Consider the following 20,387-nt stretch of genomic DNA (forward strand, 5'->3'; position numbering starts at 1 on the left):
TATTAGTGCATATGGTAAAATCTGCTTATATTGTTATTAGAAAAAAGGAGGGGCCATGCTAAAAGTAGAACATTTAAGTAAGCGTTTTGGTGATTTTCAGGCTCTTAAAGACGTTAACTTTACCATTCAGCCTGGTGAAATCATGGGTTTGATTGGTCAAAATGGCGCAGGGAAAACTACGACTTTCCATAGTATTTTAAACTTTCTGCACTATGAAGGAAAAATTACTTGGGAAGATCAGCCCATTACTGAAAAAACTTTTGATACTATCGGCTACTTACCAGAAGAACGTAGTTTACTGCCCAAAATGACTATTGAACAGCAAATTATTTATTTGGCGCAGCTAAAAAGCCGCTCGGCAAAAGAAATAAAACCGCAAATCGATGATTGGTTAAATCGCTTTGATGTCCAGGGCAAAAAAAGTGACAAAATTAAAACACTTTCAAAAGGTAATCAGCAGAAAGTGCAATTAATTTGTACTTTAATTCATCAGCCCAAGTTAATTATTTTGGATAAACCCTTTAGCGGTTTGGATCCGGTAAATGCAGATTTGCTTAAAAACGCAGTTTTAGATGCTAAAAAGAATAATGCAGCAATTATCTTTTCCAGTCACGATATGTCAAACGTTGAAGAAATCTGCGATAGTTTGATCATGTTGAAAAAGGGACAAGTTGTTTTAAGTGGTACAGTTGACGCTGTTCGTGACTCATTTGGTAAAACAGAAATTTACTGCAAAACTACTAAGTCGCTTGCAGAATTGCAGCAGCTCCCTCACGTTAAAAAAGTGGAAAAGAAAGCGCATGGCCAATATCTTTTGCGAATTGACAATGAAAATAGTGGTTCGGAAGTCTTTGACGCATTGACAAATGGCGAATATGTTGAAGAGTTCCGGCAGCAACCACCAACACTTGACGAAATATTCAGAATGGAAGCTGGTGAACAACATGAATAAGTTATGGACCATAACACTGCAAACTTATTGGCATCAAGTTAAGTCTTGGTCTTTTCTGCTTTTAATTTTAGGACCATTTTTCATAATTGGATGTAGTGCTTTAGGAGGAGCTATCGGTGCTAGTTCTGATCCAGACAGCCAGATTGCAGTTATCAGTTCCAATGAGCAAGTTCGCCAAAACTTTATTAAAAACAATGATAAATATGTTGATGCTAAAATTAAAACCGCTAAATCTGCTAAAAAGGCTGTCAAAAAAGAAAAGATTGATGGTTACCTGGTATTTGAAACGCAAAAAAAGCAGGTTAAGGCCATTTATCACGGAGCGTCACCCATTGATGATGAATTGAAGCCTAAAGTAAAAAGTTATTTACAAGTCTTGCAGAGTCAACTGAATTTGCAGCAGGCGCAATTAGCACCACATCAGCTTAAGGCCTTACAACAGCAACCGCAGTATAGTGAGATCCTCCAGAAAAAGCAGCTGGGCGATAAACTGGCTAAAATGGTGTCATTAATTATAGTGATTATGGTCGTTTACATGGTTTTGCTTTCCTACAGTAGCATTACAGCTCAAGAAATAGCTTCTGAAAAGGGTACGAAGATTATGGAAATCATTTTCTCCAGTACAACTGCGGCAAAATATTTCTTAGGCAAAATTATGGGCATTTTTGGTGTAATTATTACGCAACTTTTAATCTATATTGTTGGCGGCTGGGCCACTTACCACTGGGCTTTACATGCAAAAATTACGGCTTCATTTATGCATGACAACCAGGTAGTAATAAATAAAATTCTGGGCAATTTGTTAAATGTCAATCTCATTTTCCTGATTCTTGGTGTAATTATTTATACGATATTGGCAGCTTTTTCAGGAGCTTTAGTAGCCAAGCCTGAAGACTCTTCAAAAGCTGCTCAAAGTACTACGATGATTTCCCTTATTGCCTTTTTCCTGTCGCTTGCCTTTATTTCTAACCCCGAACAAATTCTGCCACAAGTATTATCCTATGTGCCATTCTTTTCTTCATTCATGATGCCAATTCGGATAATTAATGGTCATGTGGGTAATATGGAAGTTATTCTGTCGCTGGCGATTTTAATAGTAAGTATTATTGGCATGACAGTATATATTAGTAAAATCTATCAAGGCGTAATTTTGCAAACAGAAGATACCAGTTTTTGGAAGAGACTAAAACGAGGGCTGGCATATAGTAAGGCGTAAGTGATAATAAATACTAGGACGAAAAAATCCTAGTCTTTTTTGAAATTTAAACTTGATGTATAATAAAATAATATTTAAGTTAAATACTGTATTTTTATGATTAGTCTTTAGCGGATATCGTATGAGTACATTTAAACTTTGTATGTCCAATGGCTGGATTTTAGTAACGGAACAACTCATAGTTACTGGTAATAACTATTTCTCTGACTTTTTAATTGTGGCTGCAAAGACCAAAATATTAGTAATAGTTTTAGACTATGTTTGTTATATGGAGGAACCATGATTATCAGTAATATTTGGTTGATTATTTTTGCCACTATTTCTTCATTTTTCAGGGGAATAATATCAGTTATTGACCGTTACCAAATGGGGTATCGGAAGCAAAGTTCAATTGATGTGAACTTCTTAAATAATATTTGTAGTTCGGTTTTAGTAACTTTCTTTCTAATTTACGTCCTGCACAGTTTTCCCAGTCCCAGAATAACCAACAACTATATTATTAAAGTCCTTTTATATGCTTTTTTGGCTCAGGTCGTCGCTTATGGCTATAGTTATGTGTTCAAAAAAGTTTCAATTATGCAGTCTGTGCTTTTGAGTAAAGTGACCGATCTTTTTATTCCTTGGGCTATCTTGCTGACTATGGGTTACTTTAGCAAATCTTCATATTTAGTTTCTATTATTTCCACTGTAATCGTGGTTATTTATATTGTTTTCGAGCAGCGCCACAATAATTTAAATTTAAAAACTTTATTGACCACCTTCGCTGTGATTGCGCCCTTATTGATTATTCAAGCTGCACTTTCGCCGTTATTAACTAAAGGCCTAATCAAACCGATTGATCTGGTCTTTTTTACTATCATGACAATTTATGTGCGCTGCTTAATTACCTTAATTACTTTTATTTATAAAAACAGAACTCTCAAGATCAGCGCTGAAAATCTTAAAGGTAAGGTTTATCTGATTTATGGTTCTCGGGCGGTTTTGACTCTTTTAGCGCAAGTAACTTATACTTTGGCAACGTCTTCACCAAACTCAAGCATTGCCTGGATCTTTTTAAATATGACCTCTTTATACAGCGTCATCTTTGGCGATATTTTCCTCAAAGAGAAGATGAAATTTGCAGATATCTTGGTAATTGTGGCCATTTTTATCTTGGCTTTATTTTCAAAGTAACTGCAAGAGTTTGGAAAAATAAAAATTAAGCGCTATAATGGCGCTATGATTTGGAAACGCCGGTTCAAGGTGAGTGTTGGTTTCTATATTGGGGAAGAAATCTGCACTCTGAATTAAGTATTGGGGAATAATTAATGATAATTGAAACCAAGAACCTGGCGAAACGGTATCGTAAGGTGAAAGCAGCTAAGCTGTTTCACAAAGAATATCGCATTTTTGACGCAGTAAAAAATGTTTCTCTAGAGATTCATCAAGGAGATCATGTTGGCTTAGTGGGGTTAAATGGTTCCGGCAAGTCAACCTTGATCAAAATGATTTTAGGTATTTTGCAGCCTGATGGCGGCAGTATCAAGACTTTTGGTAGAGATCCGCTTAATAACAGACAAAAAAATGCGGCTAAAATAGGAGTAGTATTCGGGCAAAGAAGCCAATTACGCTGGGACTTGCCCGCAATAGACACCTTCAAACTCAACCGTGAAATATATCAAGTACCGGAGGATATTTTTACCAAACGGGTAACAAAGTTAGCACGGCTGTTGCAGGCTACCGAGTTTTTAACGCAACCGGTGCGCACCCTTAGTTTGGGTCAAAGGATGAAAGCTGAATTTATTGCAGCTCTTATTCACGATCCTGAACTGCTTATTTTAGATGAACCCACAATTGGACTTGACGTTCTGACAAAAAATAGCATCACGCAATTTTTACAAAAATTAACTGATAAAACGATCATTTTCACTTCGCACGATCTCGATGAAGTAGCCAAAATATGCTCACGCATTTTAATTTTGAATAAAGGTCAGTTGGTATTAGATCAAAGTAGTCTACAACTAGCAGAATTAGATGTGCCCACAACGGTCACTTTTACTAGTGCGGATAAATTGAGCGCCACTTTAATAAAGCAATGGCCCAACATGATGCAGCTTGAAAACGGCTCATACCAGATTGCAGGCATTAAGCAAGAAAATCTGAAAGAAGTGTTAAGTACAATTACTGCCCGCATCCCAGTTGCCAATATTGAAGTTAAGAGCAATAAATTGGCATATTTATTGGCGCACCTCAAACAGCAGGAGGTGCAGCAATGAAATATAGGCTAATGCTCATTAAAATAGGAATAAAAAAAGGTCTAGCCTCAAAATATGCTTTGATTTTCTGGCTGTTTTCATCTTTAATTTCGCTTACCGTACAGTATTTTTTGTGGCAAGCTGTTCTAACTGGCAAGCCAAACGGTGAATTTAAACAAACAATTAGTTATTTGGTATTAATGCAGCTTTTGACCGTGCTTTTTCCTAAAACCAGCTACGATGTGAATGATAAAGTTCGTTCTGGTGATATTGCACTTGACCTGTTAAAACCAGTAGCATTTGCAACGCAGCTACTGTGGGAAAGCATTGGCTATTCAGTTGTCAAATTTGCAGTGATTGGTACAGTGGATTTATTAGTTTGTTTATGGATTCTGAATTTTCAAATTGCAGTGAGCACAATTTTAATGGTCTTAGTAACAACCACTTTGGCGTATTTATTGTATTTTGAACTGGAACTGCTTTTAGGGACATTTTCTTTTTATACTTATAGTATTTGGGGCATCTCCACTTTTAAAGAAGCAATACTATTGGTATTAGCTGGCAATATTTTTCCGACCAATTTTTATCCGGCAGTGATCAAAAATTTGGCCGCTTATTTGCCATTTCAATATTCATTTGGTGCAGTAGGAATGCTGGCGCAAAAGCCATCGTGGAGTTTATTTATTCAAGTAGTTTTGATCCAGCTTTTCTACATTATCCTGTTCAACGTGCTTTTTAAATTCTTGTTTAAGCGCTCCGTTGTTTCAACTGTGATTCAAGGAGGGTAATAATGAGATATTTAAAATTGTTAGCTACTTATTTAAAAGTAAATTTAAAATCACTTGCTGTTTATGACCTGGACTTTTATTTTGCGCTAGCAGGGATGATCATTCAAAACTTGCTTAATATCCTCGCTTTAAGATTTATTTTTAATATTGTGCCCCGCATTAAAGGCTATAGTTTTGCACAGCTGCTTTTAACTTATGCCTTGGCAACTCTAGCTTTTGCTATTTTTCGCTGCTTTTTTATCAATGCACTCAACATTTCTGATTATATTCATGACGGGCGCTTAGATACAATCTTAATTAAACCAGTCAATCCTTTATTTCAGCTTGTTAATGAACGTGTGGATGAAGATGCGTGGGGCGATTTAATTGTTGCGCTTTTATTGTTGATAATTGTGGATATTCAGTTACATAATCCATGGTATATCACGGTCATGTTTATTTTTATCTCGCTTTTTACTTCTCTCATCTTCTTAGGACTAGCTGTATTAGGTAATATCGTTGCACTACTTTCTAATGGTTTAGCCAACTTGGCAGAAACAACATTTGACTTTTTTGACATGAGTAAATACCCGTTAGCGATCTATTCGTCGGCTTTAAGGCTAATTATGACCTTTATCTTGCCAATCGGCTGGGTTGCTTCAATTCCACAAGAAAAAATTGCAGTTAAACATGAGTGGGTCTGGCTTTTACTAATTCCTGGCGCCTGTGTATTCTTTTTTATCCTAATTTATCAGTTATGGCGAGTGTTTTTACAAAAATACCAAAGTACTGGCAGTTAACACTAAAAAGCTCTGTAGCTTATGGCTACAGGGCTTTTTAAGTCTCTTAAACTCTTTTTCTTTTATTGCATTAAATCCTATTACTCAAAAATTGATTCCTGCAATAATTTTAAAAATAATTCTGCGACTGGTGATAAATTAACTTCACGTTTCCAAACTACCCTGATAGCTTGCTGCAGCTCTGGCTGCAATTTTCTAAACGTAATGCCCGAATTTTTCGAAGTATCAGCTAATTTATCTAGAGTAAGCATTAATGCGGCATGATTCTTAACCATCAAAGTACCGTTAAAATTTAAATTATAACTGCCAATAAAATTGACTGAATCATAATAATTTCCTAGCCAGTTTTGAAAAAGGTGCATTTTTTGCGCTTGCTGTGAATTTAATAAAGAGCGTCCTTGTAAATCTCTTGGTTTGATCACTGCTTTTTGCGCTAAAGGATCATTAGCAGGCATTAAAATTCCCCAAGTATCTCTTTCGGGTAAAGTTAAAGAGGCGTAATTAGCTAAAGGAACGTTCCCGATAATGACTGCAAAGTCAACCGTCCCGTTGTCTAACTTGCGTTCAGCATAACTGTAGTCGCCACTTAATAAGTGAATTTTAACAGAAGGATGCTCTTTAATAATTGCGCTGACCACATTCATGACCCGCTGCATCCCGAGGCTTTCTCCCGCAGCGATGGTTAAATCGCCACTAATAAAAGAAGCTTTTGTCAAGTTTCTTTTGGTTTTAGCAGTTAAATCTAAAATTTCTTGTGCCTGTTCAAGTAAATAATGACCTGCTGGAGTTAAAGCTAAATGCCGCGACTTACGGCTAAACAATTTAACTCCAAGTTCAGCTTCCAGTTCAGCAATTTGTCTTGATAAAGCTGGCTGGGAGATAAGCAGCTTTCTGGCAGCACGGGTCATATTGCCTTCTTGGGCCACGGCTACAAAGTAATTTAAAACTCTTAGTTCCATATTATCTTCTCCTTGCTAAATAGTTTTTGCCGCTAAAAATTCCCTTTAATGCAAACGAGTTATACTAGGTCATGTTTAAAAAGTATTTTACATAAAAAAGTAGTATGACTAAAATTTTAACTAATCGGTAAAATCGAAAGATAAAAAGCGCCTATAACTATTAACTATAGGTTACTTTTCAATCAATATTAGGTAAAACAAGCAAGAACAATCGCTGTGTTTAACTCAATATTTTTTTAGCTAATGCTTAAACTTAGATCTAAGTTTAGGTCTATCAGAAAGAGGAACAATAATGAAAATATCGGAAGTGGCTGAAAAAGTAGATTTGACTCCTGTAACTCTCAGATACTATGAAAAGATGGGCTTAATACCTGCGATAAAGAAGGAACATGGTGTCAGAAACTACGAAGAAAAAGATCTTACTTGGATTAGTTTTATTAAGTGCATGCGTCAAGTGAAAATTCCGGTAAATGATTTGCTGGAATATACTAAATTGATGCAGCAGGGCAGTGATACTAAGAAACCCAGACGGCAAATTTTAGTCAAAGAATTGCATAGGCTAGAAAAGCAAGACCAAAATATTCAAGTTACCATTGCGCGGTTAAAAAACAAAATAAGTTTATATGATCAAGGTAAAATACAGTAAGCTAATTACCAGAGAAAGTTAACTAGCAAACGGTCAACTTGTGTGTTTTCATGTAATTTACTATGTTGGGCGCGAGGACCTCTGATTTCTTTTTCTTGATATGAACGGGCGCGTTTACTGACTAAGTAACGGTAAGAACGGGCAGAGTTAACGGTGACATCACCATCACTGCCAGACCCCATATCACCATAGATATTTAAAACTGCAGCTTTTTGAGGAAATTTTTTTCTTAAATTTAAAAGTGCGCGGTACCCCGTGCTCATCTGTCTGGGTTTGCCAGCCCGATTTAAGACGGTTTTATTTGGTGCTCCTTGTTCCCCAACATAGCCATTATAATGACCAGCAATCGAAACCTGTTTATTTAGTTGAGGCATGTGCGCATTAGTGGCATTATTGCGTAAGTAATAGGCAATCTGTAAATTACCCATAGAGTGACCTACTAAATTAATGCGGTTAAAACGGTATTTTTTTTGCAGTGCAATGATTACATCTTTAATATAATTGCTGCTTTTGTTCATGGCAGCAATTTGATTATTCGTTCCAGCAAAAATGCTCTTATTATTTTGAAGATTAACTTCAACTATCGGGTTCTTGGCCCGTTTTTTAATTGTCCCTAGTAAAGTAACTTTACCGGCAGGACTAACATCAGCGCGTATGACAGAATTAGTAGCATGCTGTTTTTGGGCATAAGCGACCATACTTTCTTCGGCGTGGTAACTGCTGCCCCAGCCATGTACAAAAAGTGTTGGCGTATCGATGCGAATGCTGGCACCATTTTCTTTTTGGTAGTTGTTTTTGAAGATGTAAACCGCAAGTAGCAATAACACTAATAGCAATGTGCCTGCTATGATAGTTTTATGTTTTTTAGTCATTATTAATCAGCTCCTACTGCAGCCATAGTTTGCAATTATAAAAGCTGCTGTACATCCGCCACAATTTGCTCAGTAGTTAAATGATTTTGCTGGTAAATTTCTTTAACTGGAGTTTGATCGGTATAAACGCGCTTTTGGCCGTAATTGAGCACCTTAACTTTTTCTTTGCCCAGATAAGAAGCCATTTTTTGCCCAAAGCCGCCATCTAACGAATTATCCTCAAGCGTAACAATTACTTGATGATTAGCAGCTAATTCGTCTAAGGCTTGTTTGTCCAAAATATTGGCAGAGACTGGATTAACTAGGCTAGCTCCTAATTTAGTTGCCACGTCTTTACCTAATTGATAAAAATCTCCCAACGCTAAAACTGCCACATCTTTACCTGGTTTAACCCGATACTTAATTTCTGAATAATCAGTCGCTATTGTTTGTTCGTCTGCATCAGGCACATTAGCCGGCATTTTAATAGCAACGGGGTGCTTTCTTTGGCTAATAGCCCACTTGATCATTGCTTTTTCTTCTTCTAGTGTAGTAGGAGCCAGATAAATCCAGTTAGGCAAGTTAGAAATCATTACTTGGTCAAAGATTCCCAAGTGCGTCTTAGATTGATTAGAGATTCTGCCACCAGCTACTAACATTACAACGGGCAGGTCGTTGGCAGCCGTATCGTGAGACAGTTGGTCAAAAGCACGCTGTAAGAAAGTAGAATTTTCCATTAGAACTGGAATCCCACCTTCTTTGGCAAACCCCGTGGCAAAAGCAACAGACTCTTGTTCAGCAATGCCCACGTCCGTGTAATGATCGGGAAATTCTTTTTTAAACTCTTCCAGGTCAAAGACACCCGGAATGGCTGCATCAATCGCCATGACGCTTTTTCCTGCTTTAATCTCATCTTTAATCACGTCAAGCGCCACTGAATTAGGGGTAGGCTCCTGACTTTCTGGAGCAAGTGGTTGATCATTTTGTAAATTAAACGGTGATACCCAGTGATGAGCTTCTTCATCAGAAACTGCGGGCTCATAGCCCTTGCCCTTCAACGTATTAATGTGTAATAAAATGGGATGATCAACATCTTTAACTGCCTTAAAAGCGGCAATCATATCAGTCAGGTTATTACCGTCTGCGACATAGCGGTAATCAAAGCCCATAGCTGTAAACGGATTTTCGGCAGTCTGGCCGTTTGAATCACGTAATTTCTTTAGAGCAGTCACTAAGCCGCCAACATTTTCATCAATTGACCATTGATTATCATTAACTACAACTACCAAGTTGTACTTTTCAATTGCGGCATTGTTTAAGCCTTCAAAGGCCAGTCCGCCAGTCATCGAACCATCACCAATTAAAGCCATGATGTTTTCATGCTTGCCCATTAAATCGCGGGCCTTAGCCATACCTGTTGCTAGCGCAATAGAGGTTGAAGTATGGCCGATTGAATAGTAATCATAAGGACTTTCGTCCGGATTAGAATACGGAGTGACATCTTCATAGTGGTCGGGATCAAGCCAGGCCTGTGCCCGTCCAGTTAACATTTTATGGGGATATGTTTGGTGCGAAACGTCCCAAATAATTTTGTCTTTGGGTGCATTAAAGACATAATGGTAGGCAATTGTGGCCTCCACAATTCCTAAGTCGGGACCAAGATGCCCGCCTTCAGCCGCATCTTTTTCTAAGATTAATGTTCTGATTTCCTGAGCTAACTGTTCCATTTCAGGGATGCTTAATTTTTTAAGATCCTGGGGTCCGGCAATTTGGTTTAATAAGAAATCTTCATGTTTGTTCATATAAAAGTGCCTCCCTGCACTAATTTGTTTCATATTTATTAATTATAATTATAAAATACTTTATTATGGTGGCGAGCTGACATTTATATAAATTGCTATGATCAGCAGGATAAATTTTATAATTATCAAAATTGTAGTACTTAAAGTTAAGGTTAAGTCAAATAGTAAACTAATTTTTTAGTTAAAAATGATATGGCACCGTTTAAACTATAATTACAGATGTGTTTGCAATTGATTTAATCCTGATTTATGACTTGAAAAGCAATTTGCTAATAGGTAAAAAATAGTTGAAAAGTTAAAGGGCGCTTCAAGGCTGCGCCAGCAAGAAGAATTATTAAGAGTAATTTACAATCTCTTAATGATCTGCATTGAACAACAGGCTTATAAGGAAGCGCGGCATTTTGTTAAAGCTGCTAAAGCATTAAAATGAGGCTTAAACTGTTTTTTATCAAACTGTATTAGTATTGTTGGAAAATATGATCAAATATCATTTTGTGCATAAATCAGAGTGCATATCTAAGTGCAAGTGGGCCATCAAGAATTTTACTTTATTAGGGATGCTGGAATATGGTACCCAGGCCAAAATATTTATTAGTGAAAATCTAAATACCTGCTTATTAAAGATAAGTTAGTGGTATGATTAAATTGTTCAGAAAACGTTTTAATAAGGGAGATGTTGATTATGAAAATAGGTTTTATTGGCACTGGCGTAATGGGTAACGCAATTTGCCTTAACTTATTAAAAGCTGGTCACAAACTGTGGGTCTATAACCGTACTAAGAGTAAGACCGATAATCTGGTTGCAAAAGGTGCTACTTGGTGTGAAAATCCTAAAGCTGTAGTTGAACAAACTGATACCATTTTCACGATTGTTGGTTTTCCAACTGATGTTGAGCAAGTTTATTTCGGCGATAACGGTATTTTACAAGCTGAAGTTAAGGGCAAAAATCTGGTAGACATGACCACTTCCAAGCCGGCTTTAGCGCAAAAGATTTTCACTGCGGGTGAAAAACAAGGAGCAAAAGTCCTTGATGCTCCCGTTTCAGGCGGTGACCTCGGAGCAAAAAACGGTACACTGACCATCATGGTTGGTGGTGATGAGTCCGCATACCAAAACTTGGAACCTATTTTTAAGGATTTCGGCAAGCAAGTTCACTATTTTGGACCAGCTGGTGCGGGACAGAATACTAAAATGGCTAACCAGATCATGATTGCAGGCACTATGACTGGCATGACAGAAATGCTGGTTTATGCCAAAAAGGCCGGCCTTGATCTTGAAGCCGTCCTTAAAACTGTTGGTGCTGGTAGTGCTGCTAACTGGAGTTTAAGTAACTACGGTCCGAGAGTTTTAAAAGGTGACTATACCCCAGGCTTTTTCAGTAAGCATTTTTTGAAAGACTTGCGCATTGCTTTAGAGACAGCAAAAGAAATGAAAATTGACTTGCCAGCTACTGCAGAAGCTAAGAAGTTATATGAGATACTTGTTGATGAAAAGCACTTAGGTGATTTGGGCACACAAGGTTTAATTAAACTCTGGTGGCAGTAAAATACTAATTTAAGATAAAGAAAAAGTGGAGTAATTCTTGGTTGGAACTACTTCACTTTTTTAAATGCTAATAAACTTATTTGATTTTACTTTTGACTTCAGGAACGCCATCCAGTACGTTGGCATAGCGCGCTAGAATGAAAAGGTAATCTGATAAACGGTTGATATACTTTAAACAAGCAGGAGCTAACTTTTGCTCTTCGGCGTTTAATTTAACCATGGAACGTTCAGCACGTCTGGCAACTGTCCGAGCATAATGTAAATGAGTTGCCGTAATCGAACCGCCAGGCAAAATGAAATGGGTTGTTTGGGGTATTTTCTTATTAAGTTCGTCGATTTCCTTTTCTAGCTTGGTTACTGTTTCAGGTGTAATCTCTTCGTGCCTTTTGACAACAATATCGCTTTCTAGTTCATATAAGTCCCGCTGTAAGTTTTGGATAGGATCATGCAATTCTTGGCATTTAGCAGACAAATTGGCAATTACGACACCGAGGTATGAATCAAGTTCATCAATATCACCGACAGCAACAATTTGCAGGTCATATTTAGGAACCATTTTACCGGTAACCTGTTTGGTAAAGCCTTGATCGCCTACCTTAGTATAAATTTTAATCGTCATAAAAGCCTCCGTTTGTAATGATCAAGTGCAATATTCAATGGCTTGTAGAGAATCGGGTAGAATACCAAATTACCAATGGCGTGGTAGGTATCAAAGACTAAACTACCAGCCCAGTAGGCCAAGAATGCGTTAAAGCCGCCGAAAATAGACATACCAAAGTCGACAAAACAACCATATTCCCAACCGAGAAAAACGGCGAGAATTAGTTGCAAAGTAAAATGCTTTTTCAATGGTGTGAATTTATCCAGCAAAGCAACGGTTAAGACGCAGCCGCCAAAGGCTAAAACTTGCGCCACAGTCCAAATGCCAAAGCCTAAGTAAATGTTGGAGACCACCATGGTTAAAAGAGCTAAGGCAAAGCCAAAGCCGAAGCCGATATTCAACGTTACAATCATTAAAATATCGGTTACCGGCTGGACATTAGGCACAGGAATTATTTTAAAAATTCTCAGCGCTACGCACATGGCTGTTAAAATCGCTAGTAATGCTAATTTCTTAGTTGAATTACGTGCCATAACAAATTAGAAATTAACTTTTGCTAAAGTAAACTTAACCTTATCTTTATTTGCCAATTTTTGGATTGCGGCCCCTTTTTGAGCGAACTTACCATTTATTTTGTAAGTCCAATAGATTTTTTTACTTGGATTTTGGCTCTTACCAGCTATTGAAGTAATAAGTCCATGGTCACTCTTTATTTTCCAGCATTTTCTTAAACCACGCATTACAGTTGAATGCTTTGGCAATTTAATAGTCTTCTTCTTGTAGGTCTTATTATGTACTTTTAGAGTGTAAGTAACTTTGATCTTACTGCTGGCATCAACCTGTTGGACATTTTGAGTTGTTTCATAGCCTGCAAAGGTAAAGGTAAAAATGGTGGCTATTCCGGTCAAAACTGATAATTTGCTTCTTTTCATATATAAACTCCCAATCTATTAATATTTTTGTGCAAGCACTAAAATAGTTCGTACTTAGTTACTTGCACGGCCAATAGTTTTACTTCATTTTGGCTAAAGTAAACTTGACTTTGTCTTTATTTGCGACTTTTTGCTGGTTAGCACCCTTTGTAGCATATTTGCCATTAATAGTGTAAGTCCAGTAAATTTTCTTTTTAGCATTTTGCTTTTTACCGTCAATTGCTGTGATAAAGCCGTTGTTACTGTCAACTTTCCACGCCTTTTTCAAGCCGGTCATTACAGTAGATTTTTGCGGCACTTTAACTGTCTTTTTTTCAGTATCATTTTTAGCAGCTAAAACATAGCTAACGGCAATATTATTATTTGTCTTAGGTTTTGGCTTTGTCTGGTTGTTCTGACAACCAGATAGGCTAAAGGCAAAAATAGCGGCGACGCTGGCAATTACTGGTAATTTACTTTTTTTCATGACTAAAATTTCGCCTACTTAATTTATTTAACAGGACATGCACCAGATTCACAGTCGGTTTGATCGACTAACTCCAAATCTTTTTGATCATCGTTTTGCTCGGCGAATACTTGAGCAACATCACCGGTGATCTCAGCTTTTCTTTCTTCATATTTTTCTTTGTCAATAGGTTCTTTTGGCGCTTGTTTCAGTGAGCCACCATAATATGGCAATAAAGAAGTTGACTTAATCACATGCCGGTATTGTTTAAACAGTGGTGTAATCTTGTCCCCTTCATCGCTTTGGAAGGTAACCGTACAACTGACTGCGTTATCTGACCAGTAAGTTTGCAAAAAGGCTTGTGTTGCAAATTGTTCTTCAATTGAAACCGTGCCAGCCGAGGCAAAGTTCTTGCTGTCGGCGTGAGCTGCACGCAATGGGAATTCGACACAAGTTGTGTTTGGTGAGTAGATATCTGGTTCTGAGTAGTAACCACAGGCATCGAGCGCTTTAAGCAGTGGATCTGAAGCTTGGAAGCGAATCCGTTGAATGAGGTAACCGGCATAGTGGAAGTGCATCCCTTCAGAAGCTCCAGCTAATTTGGCGACAGTACCTGAAGGCTTAACAGTAGTATGTTTAATCGACTCGTTGCAGTTTAAGGTCTTGCTGTATTCCTTATCAGCATCAATGACTGCCTGGTAAGCGGAAGTGACCATTTTAATTCCCTGAGGATCGTAAATTGGCTTCTTAATCTTTTCACCGGTTTCTTCATCAACGCTGTCTTCAAAGCCGGTAACAACGCGGTGACCCAGGTCATTTAAGAGCCAGTCCTGAATGCCTGACATTGAAACACCAATTCTCCGGTTCTTGGAAATGATATTGCGGGATATTTCCCAGTCGTAGCTACTAAAGGTTACTCGTTTAGCAAAGCGAGTTGCCAATCTGAAAACATCTTTTAAATCCCAGTTTTCTTGTTCGGCAATATACGGGAATACTTCAAACAGGTTGCATGGTTCACCATTACCCAAGGAAATTTCTCCACAAGGGTTAGTACCCTCAACATCACCGTCAATATCTTTTTGATAACCGTCAATGATCCGGCCATAATTACGAGATAAATCCAGGTTAACTATTCCCGGTTCACCATTTTCTCTAATACCGTTTGCGATTAGTTCATATTCATCAAAGTTAGAATCAATGGCTACACTGTTGTTTGAGGCCCAACGGTGGTGGTAAAGTTTGTCTTTATCTTGTTTCATAGTGATAAAGTCTTGGTCGGTGCTTGTACCTAAAGCTAGTTCCGCTGACCTTCTTACATTACCAGCAACGACTGTTTTACCAATCAGGTTGCAGATATCCGTACAATCAACAGAAGTTAAGTTGCCGTCAGCCCGGTTGTTAATAATGTTGTTAATATCGAAAAACATTTCCACTAAGGGCATAGGACCAGAAGCGGTACCGCCAAAGCCGTGAATTTTAGCTCCGTAAGGACGAATTCTGCTGATGTCAAGTACCAGCTTGGTCTTATTCTCGGGATTAGTTTGATTGAAGTGCATGTCGATTAAACGGGCATTAGCTAAAACCCAACCTTCGCGAGTATCAGGCAAATTGTAATAAACGTAATCTGATTTGTCCTTGCTTTGCTTGGCCCACTCATCTTTATCCGTTGCACCAAGTTTAACTGAATCAGCGTATGAAGCACTGTTTTTATCAATTACAACCGTTAAATCAATTTTATTATCAACTGTAGGAATCTTTTTAATATTGTCTTGGACAACAGAAAAGCCAACGCCGCCACCTTTCATTGATTCGTCAAAAAGAAATGAGAAAGGCATTGAAACTGCTTCTTGCGTTTGACCTAAATAGTCGGGAACTATATGGCTATCACCGTATTTTTGCGGCCGAATAGCAATAAACCAGCAATTATTTAACGAGTCACCATTGCGCTTTTGGTAGTCGGTGCCGGAAACCCACAGATTACGTCCAGAAGGCGTTGCTCCTAAACCGTACACTAGTTTAAATAAATCCTTGGCTTCGTTTGTTAGTTCAGCGACTACTTCTTTTGAAGGAGTGCCTTTGAGACGAGGATCAAGGTTAATGTTGCCCTCAATTACACGTTTAACCGTTTCGTCCCAATTTTCGGAACGATTTTTTTCCGGAAGCCATCTGGCATAGGTTCGTTTATAAGTAACCCAGCCAAGTTCTCCCCAATGGGGGGTGACATTTTGTTTCACTTGATCAATGTAGCCCTGATCCAACGTTATGCTCGTATTTTTCATATTCAAAGTCACTCCTTAAAATTAATTATTGTTCCACAGATACATTATCTATGGTGTCCACTAGAACTATACCACAATATCTTGTATTTGATAGAGAAAAATTTAGTCTCAAACACAAGTAAAAGTCACAACGTGATGTGCGAGTAAGTTATCGAGGTTAATAAAAAATCATATAGCATTCGCAAATATAAAAAAGCATAATAAGTTAAAAGTGATACTTATTATGCTTGAATATATGTTTAATTTTGGAGATAAACTAGCGTCTAACTAGGGCAAATATGAGAAAAATGACTCCCAGAAAAACAGCTACCGGAAGCAGTAATTGAACAAAGAAAAAGAAGGTCAGAGCACAGGTCAGAAGGAAAAATAGAATTTTAAAAAAGCCAAGACCCATTTTGATAAAAAGCCAAATGAGAAACAAAACCAATAATAGTGTAAACATGCCCAATCACCCCTTTTGCTAAAATTAAAAGATATTATAGCCGATTTTGTGAAATAGCAGAAGCAATGCAACCCAAAATTTAAAAATAGTTAATTTTGTTCTTTATCTGTGAAATATTGTTATAATAAATCTCCACACTAATTTTTAGTGAATACGTGTTATATTCTGAGGAATAGTTGGAGAGGAAGAACATGCTTGCGTTATAAACAAATAATTTTTGATGTTGATGATACCTTAATTGACTTTGCTGCTACAGAGAGTTTTGCTCTGCAGAGTCTTTTTAAAGCGCATCAATGGCCGTTAACTGATGAGCTGCAGCGGGACTATCATGCATATAATCAAGGTCTGTGGCGTGAGCTTGAGCAGGGCAAGATCGACTATGAGCAGCTGAGTAAAATAGCTTTTGCCAATTTTATTAAAGCTAAATTCGGGATTGAAATTGACGGCTTAGCAGTAATGAACGAATACCGCTCTTATTTTGGCGAAGCACATAAACTGCTCCCGGGTGTAGTTGATACTTTACGCTATGCCAAAAAACAAAATTATGCATTGACTATTTTGAGTAATGGCGAAGCCTATATGCAAAGACATCGGCTACAATTAGCCGGAATCGCTAATTATTTTTCGTTGATTGTGACATCAGAAGAAGCAGGATTTGCTAAACCTGATGCCCGTATCTTTGATTACTTTTTTGCTCATACTAAAATCGGCCCGGAACAAACAGTTTTCTTTGGTGACGGTTTGCAGTCAGACATACTAGGTGCAGAAAAATATGGCTTTGACAGTATTTGGTATAACCACCGGAAACGGAAAAATACGATGAACTTGCATCCGTTATACGAAGTAACTACCTATCCTGAATTTGTGGCTTTACTTAAAAGCGACTTCCAAAAACAACCGCAATAATTGCTATCTTTTACTGTAGAAGTATAGTTCAATCCGGTATAATGATGGGAGAGGTGAAAAATTATGACTAGCAAAATTCATTCTTTAAATGATACTTATGAACTAAATAATGGCGTCAAAATACCGGTTATCGGACTGGGAACCTGGCAAACTCCTGACGGTGAAGTTGCCCAAAAAACCGTTGAAGATGCACTGGACATTGGCTACCGGTTAATTGATACTGCTGCCGCATATGGTAACGAAGAAAGTATTGGTCGGGGAATCAAACTAAGTGGAGTTAACAGACATGACTTATTTGTGACCACTAAGTTGTGGAATGACCACCACGGCTATCAAAAAACTAAAGCTGCCATTGACGAAAGCTTGACCAAATTAGACTTGGATTATCTTGATTTGTATCTAATCCATTGGCCTAACCCGGCTCCTGTGCGTGACCATTGGGCTGAATTAAATGCAGAGAGCTGGCAGGCAATGGAAGAGGCAGTGCAGGCAGGAAAAATTCGTGCAATTGGGGTCTCTAACTTTAGACGCAAGCATTTGGCTGAATTACTGAAAACTGCCAAAATTCGTCCGGCCGTCAATCAAATTTACTTGAATCCTAGTGATATGGAGGAAGACGTAACAGCTTATAACAAAGAACTGGGTATTCTGAGTGAGGCATACTCACCACTGGGCAGAGGAGATTTATTTGCCAACGAGACAGTAGTTTCTGTAGCCCAACACTATGATAAAAGTCCAGCGCAAGTCCTGTTACGCTGGTCATTGCAACACGGTTTTGTTCCATTACCAAAATCGGTTCACCGCGAGCGTCTTGAATCCAACTTACAAGTCTTTGACTTTACTATAACCGAGGAGGATATGGCTAAACTTGATGGACTGCATGGAGCAGGTAAGTTAGCAAACGATCCAGATCAAACGGATTTTTAAAAGGTGAATAAGTGATGAAAATTGGCTTTATTGGGGCTGGTAAGATTGGCGCCGCAATTATTAAGGGCTTGTTAAATGCTAAAAATCCCAGTGAAGACATCTATGTTTTTGATGGTGGACAGCATCACACAGCGCAAAAACTTGCAGCTGAGCTTCGCTTAACCTTGATTAATGATTATGATGACTTTAAGGACTGCCAAGCGGTGGTAGTTGCAGTGGGCGGCCCAATTACTGCAACCATCATCAAAAATTTAGGCCAAAAATATCAAGGTATAATTCTGTCAACTGGTGGCGGTGACCTGACTCAGATTAATGAAAATCTTCCGCAAGCCTCTACCTTTGCCAAGGTTGTACCTAATACACCGGTTCAAGTTGGAGCTGGCATTACTGTTATTACTTTTCTGCCAGATGAAAAGCCGGAAATAATCGCTGCTGTGAAAAAGATTTTTACACAAATGGGAACAGTATATGTCGTACCCGAAAACTTACTGGGTATCTATGGTACGATAGCCGGGTGCACACCTGCTTACGTTGATTTGCTGGTTGCAGCTCTTAGTGATGCCGCTGTGCAAAACGGTGTTAAGCGGGCAGAATCATACCAGATAATTAACCAAATGCTTTTGGGTACCAGCAAATTGGCATTAGCTAGTAAAAAGCTGCCTGAAGAATTAAAAGATGAAGTCACTACGCCAGGTGGTTCAACTATTAGGGGCGTCACCAAACTGGAAGAAATGGGCTTTAGAAACGCATTAATTCAAGCAGTAAATGCTTCTGCTAATTAAATTAAGCCTAAAAAAGACATCAGATAATTTTTATCTGGTGTCTTTTTGTATTATTTGAAATGTTAAAAGTGTATTTAAGAAGGGAAATAAGTTTAGAAATTAAAACTCTTTATCTAAATCAACTGGAGTATCAGCTTTTTCACCCTTAATTAATTTCAAGTTGTTGTCAAAGGCCTTAACGACCATGTTGCGTACAGCGTGAGTAGTGTAGAAGGCTGTGTGTGGTGTAACCAAAACATTTGGCCGTGCGATTAAGTCAGCCAGACGCTTGTCAGGAAATTCTTTGCCACTAAAGTCACTGTTGAAAATACCAACTTCGTTTTCGTAAGTATCCATTACGAAGCCAAAAATCTTGCCTGAATCAAGACCGCGAACAACTGCATCTGTATCAACTAATGGTCCACGAGAAACGTTGACGATCACAACGCCGTCCTTCATCTTCTTGATTGAATCATCGTTAATCATGTGAACATTTTCTGGAGTATCAGGAACGTGAAGTGAAATAACGTCAGCCTTAGCGTAAAGCTCATCTAAGTCGTCAACGTAGTAGCCCTTCTTTTCCAATTCTGGGTTCTTGAAAATATCGTAGGCAATAACTTTAGCACCAAAGCCCTCCATAATTCTCATGAATACTTGACCAATATGACCAGTACCAACGACACCAACTGTTTGGTCACGTACTTCACGACCGATTGTAGGTGCCCAGCGAAGATCATGCTTAGCGATTTTTTCATCCATTGCCTTATCTTGACGTAAAACTCTGGCAGCCTGAATGGCAGCATGTTCAGCAATGGCATCTGGTGAATAAACAGGAACATTAGTGATCTTGAAGCCTAATTCTTTAGCCTTCTTTAGGTCGATATTGTCAATACCAACGTTACGGATTGACCAGTTATGAATACCTAATTTATCCAAAGCTTCAATTGTATCAGCTTTATAATCGAGTTGCTGGTAAGTTACGACACCATCAGCACCTTTAGCTAATTCAGTTGTTTCAGGGGTAAGAAGTTGGTCAGTGTAATCAACCTCAACATCCTTGTGAGCTTCCTTCCATTCATGTACATATGGTTCCTCATCTTTACGAATGGCATAAGCATAAATTTTAGTCATAAAATCTAACCTCCAAAGATTATTATTGTTATCTCTTGTGCTATTATACACTTGCTTAAAATGATTTAAAAATATAAAATTGTGAAAAATAAATTTTTGCAAAAACCGCGCCGCAGTAGTAATCGCTTACAATATTGTGTATCAAGGGATTAAGCAATATTAAAAAAATTACGAATTTTTTTGCCGAGGT

At 38.0% G+C, this 20,387-nt stretch carries 21 protein-coding genes; 12 read left to right on the plus strand and 9 right to left on the minus strand.

Annotated features, from left to right (window positions below; translation table 11 throughout):
• Positions 1-55 precede the first annotated feature (55 nt).
• The 7 genes from F5ESL0259_RS00370 (at position 56) to F5ESL0259_RS00395 (ending at position 5,969) form a co-directional block, all read left to right on the plus strand.
• Positions 56-952, plus strand: coding sequence for an ABC transporter ATP-binding protein (locus tag F5ESL0259_RS00370; RefSeq protein WP_122037090.1), 897 nt, complete (start codon positions 56-58; stop codon positions 950-952).
• On the plus strand, positions 945-2,168 hold the full coding sequence (locus tag F5ESL0259_RS00375) for an ABC transporter permease (RefSeq protein WP_122037091.1): 1,224 nt from the start codon (positions 945-947) through the stop codon (positions 2,166-2,168). Before F5ESL0259_RS00370 ends, F5ESL0259_RS00375 begins: the two co-directional genes overlap by 8 nt.
• Positions 2,169-2,289: 121 nt before the next feature.
• A complete protein-coding gene (locus F5ESL0259_RS08945; protein ID WP_158595973.1) occupies positions 2,290-2,451 on the plus strand; it encodes a hypothetical protein in 162 nt (53 codons plus the stop codon).
• Entirely contained in the window at positions 2,448-3,341 is an 894-nt protein-coding gene (locus F5ESL0259_RS00380; RefSeq protein ID WP_122037092.1) for an EamA family transporter, read from the plus strand. The genes F5ESL0259_RS08945 and F5ESL0259_RS00380 overlap by 4 nt, the downstream gene beginning before the upstream one ends.
• 134 nt (positions 3,342-3,475) lie before the next feature.
• Positions 3,476-4,423 carry an ATP-binding cassette domain-containing protein gene (locus F5ESL0259_RS00385; RefSeq protein ID WP_122037093.1) on the plus strand — a complete coding sequence of 316 codons (948 nt, stop codon included), beginning with the start codon at positions 3,476-3,478 and terminating at the stop codon, positions 4,421-4,423.
• Entirely contained in the window at positions 4,420-5,190 is a 771-nt protein-coding gene (locus F5ESL0259_RS00390) for an ABC-2 family transporter protein (protein ID WP_122037094.1), read from the plus strand. Before F5ESL0259_RS00385 ends, F5ESL0259_RS00390 begins: the two co-directional genes overlap by 4 nt.
• Positions 5,190-5,969, plus strand: coding sequence for an ABC-2 family transporter protein (locus tag F5ESL0259_RS00395; RefSeq protein ID WP_198202190.1), 780 nt, complete (start codon positions 5,190-5,192; stop codon positions 5,967-5,969). The genes F5ESL0259_RS00390 and F5ESL0259_RS00395 overlap by 1 nt, the downstream gene beginning before the upstream one ends.
• An 80-nt stretch (positions 5,970-6,049) precedes the next feature.
• On the opposite strand, the gene F5ESL0259_RS00400 is transcribed toward F5ESL0259_RS00395, so the two are convergent.
• Complete coding sequence (locus F5ESL0259_RS00400) at positions 6,050-6,928, minus strand: LysR family transcriptional regulator (RefSeq protein ID WP_122037096.1); 879 nt, start codon at positions 6,926-6,928, stop codon at positions 6,050-6,052.
• 292 nt (positions 6,929-7,220) lie between these two features.
• Between F5ESL0259_RS00400 and F5ESL0259_RS00405 the strand changes: the two genes are divergently transcribed.
• Positions 7,221-7,574 (plus strand): MerR family transcriptional regulator, encoded by a 354-nt coding sequence (locus F5ESL0259_RS00405; RefSeq protein WP_046324075.1) that lies wholly within the window; start codon positions 7,221-7,223, stop codon positions 7,572-7,574.
• A 5-nt stretch (positions 7,575-7,579) separates the two neighbouring features.
• On the opposite strand, the gene F5ESL0259_RS00410 is transcribed toward F5ESL0259_RS00405, so the two are convergent.
• On the minus strand, positions 7,580-8,446 hold the full coding sequence (locus tag F5ESL0259_RS00410; protein WP_122037097.1) for an alpha/beta hydrolase: 867 nt from the start codon (positions 8,444-8,446) through the stop codon (positions 7,580-7,582).
• 35 nt (positions 8,447-8,481) lie between these two features.
• Positions 8,482-10,227: a 1-deoxy-D-xylulose-5-phosphate synthase gene (locus F5ESL0259_RS00415; protein WP_122037098.1), complete on the minus strand. Its 1,746-nt coding sequence runs from the start codon at positions 10,225-10,227 to the stop codon at positions 8,482-8,484.
• A gap of 682 nt (positions 10,228-10,909) precedes the next feature.
• On the opposite strand from F5ESL0259_RS00415, the gene F5ESL0259_RS00420 reads away from it, so the two are divergent.
• Positions 10,910-11,773, plus strand: coding sequence for an NAD(P)-dependent oxidoreductase (locus tag F5ESL0259_RS00420; protein WP_122037099.1), 864 nt, complete (start codon positions 10,910-10,912; stop codon positions 11,771-11,773).
• Positions 11,774-11,849: 76 nt separating this feature from the next.
• Here the strand turns inward: F5ESL0259_RS00420 and F5ESL0259_RS00425 are convergent, their stop codons facing one another.
• The 5 genes from F5ESL0259_RS00425 to nrdJ form a co-directional block, all read right to left on the minus strand.
• Positions 11,850-12,392, minus strand: coding sequence for a cob(I)yrinic acid a,c-diamide adenosyltransferase (locus F5ESL0259_RS00425; RefSeq protein ID WP_122037100.1), 543 nt, complete (start codon positions 12,390-12,392; stop codon positions 11,850-11,852).
• Positions 12,389-12,907, minus strand: coding sequence for an ECF transporter S component (locus tag F5ESL0259_RS00430; RefSeq protein ID WP_046324079.1), 519 nt, complete (start codon positions 12,905-12,907; stop codon positions 12,389-12,391). The genes F5ESL0259_RS00425 and F5ESL0259_RS00430 overlap by 4 nt, the downstream gene beginning before the upstream one ends.
• 6 nt (positions 12,908-12,913) lie before the next feature.
• Complete coding sequence (locus tag F5ESL0259_RS00435) at positions 12,914-13,306, minus strand: DUF4430 domain-containing protein (protein ID WP_122037101.1); 393 nt, start codon at positions 13,304-13,306, stop codon at positions 12,914-12,916.
• 79 nt (positions 13,307-13,385) lie between these two features.
• Positions 13,386-13,772 (minus strand): DUF4430 domain-containing protein, encoded by a 387-nt coding sequence (locus F5ESL0259_RS00440; protein WP_122037102.1) that lies wholly within the window; start codon positions 13,770-13,772, stop codon positions 13,386-13,388.
• 23 nt (positions 13,773-13,795) lie between these two features.
• On the minus strand, positions 13,796-16,030 hold the full coding sequence (gene nrdJ, locus F5ESL0259_RS00445; protein WP_122037103.1) for a ribonucleoside-triphosphate reductase, adenosylcobalamin-dependent: 2,235 nt from the start codon (positions 16,028-16,030) through the stop codon (positions 13,796-13,798).
• A gap of 637 nt (positions 16,031-16,667) precedes the next feature.
• Between nrdJ and F5ESL0259_RS00455 the strand changes: the two genes are divergently transcribed.
• From F5ESL0259_RS00455 to F5ESL0259_RS00465, 3 genes are all read left to right on the plus strand, one after another.
• Positions 16,668-17,378: a YjjG family noncanonical pyrimidine nucleotidase gene (locus F5ESL0259_RS00455; protein WP_122037105.1), complete on the plus strand. Its 711-nt coding sequence runs from the start codon at positions 16,668-16,670 to the stop codon at positions 17,376-17,378.
• A gap of 63 nt (positions 17,379-17,441) precedes the next feature.
• Positions 17,442-18,305 (plus strand): aldo/keto reductase, encoded by an 864-nt coding sequence (locus tag F5ESL0259_RS00460; RefSeq protein WP_122037106.1) that lies wholly within the window; start codon positions 17,442-17,444, stop codon positions 18,303-18,305.
• Positions 18,306-18,319: 14 nt separating this feature from the next.
• On the plus strand, positions 18,320-19,087 hold the full coding sequence (locus F5ESL0259_RS00465) for a pyrroline-5-carboxylate reductase (protein WP_122037107.1): 768 nt from the start codon (positions 18,320-18,322) through the stop codon (positions 19,085-19,087).
• Between the two features lie 99 nt (positions 19,088-19,186).
• Here F5ESL0259_RS00465 and F5ESL0259_RS00470 read toward each other — a convergent pair whose 3' ends face one another.
• Positions 19,187-20,197: a D-2-hydroxyacid dehydrogenase gene (locus F5ESL0259_RS00470; protein ID WP_122037108.1), complete on the minus strand. Its 1,011-nt coding sequence runs from the start codon at positions 20,195-20,197 to the stop codon at positions 19,187-19,189.
• Positions 20,198-20,387 lie beyond the last annotated feature (190 nt).

This window comes from Lactobacillus sp. ESL0259 (assembly GCF_003693045.1).
In the GTDB taxonomy this organism is placed as follows: Bacteria; Bacillota; Bacilli; order Lactobacillales; family Lactobacillaceae; genus Lactobacillus; species Lactobacillus melliventris.

Bases quoted from the DNA above. Each gene is read 5' to 3' on its own strand.
- F5ESL0259_RS00370 (WP_122037090.1), top strand. From the start codon at position 56: ATGCTAAAAGTAGAACATTTAAGTAAGCGTTTTGGTGATTTTCAGGCT.
- F5ESL0259_RS00375 (WP_122037091.1), top strand. From the start codon at position 945: ATGAATAAGTTATGGACCATAACACTGCAAACTTATTGGCATCAAGTT.
- F5ESL0259_RS08945 (WP_158595973.1), top strand. From the start codon at position 2,290: ATGAGTACATTTAAACTTTGTATGTCCAATGGCTGGATTTTAGTAACG.
- F5ESL0259_RS00380 (WP_122037092.1), top strand. From the start codon at position 2,448: ATGATTATCAGTAATATTTGGTTGATTATTTTTGCCACTATTTCTTCA.
- F5ESL0259_RS00385 (WP_122037093.1), top strand. From the start codon at position 3,476: ATGATAATTGAAACCAAGAACCTGGCGAAACGGTATCGTAAGGTGAAA.
- F5ESL0259_RS00390 (WP_122037094.1), top strand. From the start codon at position 4,420: ATGAAATATAGGCTAATGCTCATTAAAATAGGAATAAAAAAAGGTCTA.
- F5ESL0259_RS00400 (WP_122037096.1), bottom strand. From the start codon at position 6,928: ATGGAACTAAGAGTTTTAAATTACTTTGTAGCCGTGGCCCAAGAAGGC.
- F5ESL0259_RS00405 (WP_046324075.1), top strand. From the start codon at position 7,221: ATGAAAATATCGGAAGTGGCTGAAAAAGTAGATTTGACTCCTGTAACT.
- F5ESL0259_RS00410 (WP_122037097.1), bottom strand. From the start codon at position 8,446: ATGACTAAAAAACATAAAACTATCATAGCAGGCACATTGCTATTAGTG.
- F5ESL0259_RS00415 (WP_122037098.1), bottom strand. From the start codon at position 10,227: ATGAACAAACATGAAGATTTCTTATTAAACCAAATTGCCGGACCCCAG.
- F5ESL0259_RS00420 (WP_122037099.1), top strand. From the start codon at position 10,910: ATGAAAATAGGTTTTATTGGCACTGGCGTAATGGGTAACGCAATTTGC.
- F5ESL0259_RS00425 (WP_122037100.1), bottom strand. From the start codon at position 12,392: ATGACGATTAAAATTTATACTAAGGTAGGCGATCAAGGCTTTACCAAA.
- F5ESL0259_RS00430 (WP_046324079.1), bottom strand. From the start codon at position 12,907: ATGGCACGTAATTCAACTAAGAAATTAGCATTACTAGCGATTTTAACA.
- F5ESL0259_RS00435 (WP_122037101.1), bottom strand. From the start codon at position 13,306: ATGAAAAGAAGCAAATTATCAGTTTTGACCGGAATAGCCACCATTTTT.
- F5ESL0259_RS00440 (WP_122037102.1), bottom strand. From the start codon at position 13,772: ATGAAAAAAAGTAAATTACCAGTAATTGCCAGCGTCGCCGCTATTTTT.
- nrdJ (WP_122037103.1), bottom strand. From the start codon at position 16,030: ATGAAAAATACGAGCATAACGTTGGATCAGGGCTACATTGATCAAGTG.
- F5ESL0259_RS00460 (WP_122037106.1), top strand. From the start codon at position 17,442: ATGACTAGCAAAATTCATTCTTTAAATGATACTTATGAACTAAATAAT.
- F5ESL0259_RS00465 (WP_122037107.1), top strand. From the start codon at position 18,320: ATGAAAATTGGCTTTATTGGGGCTGGTAAGATTGGCGCCGCAATTATT.
- F5ESL0259_RS00470 (WP_122037108.1), bottom strand. From the start codon at position 20,197: ATGACTAAAATTTATGCTTATGCCATTCGTAAAGATGAGGAACCATAT.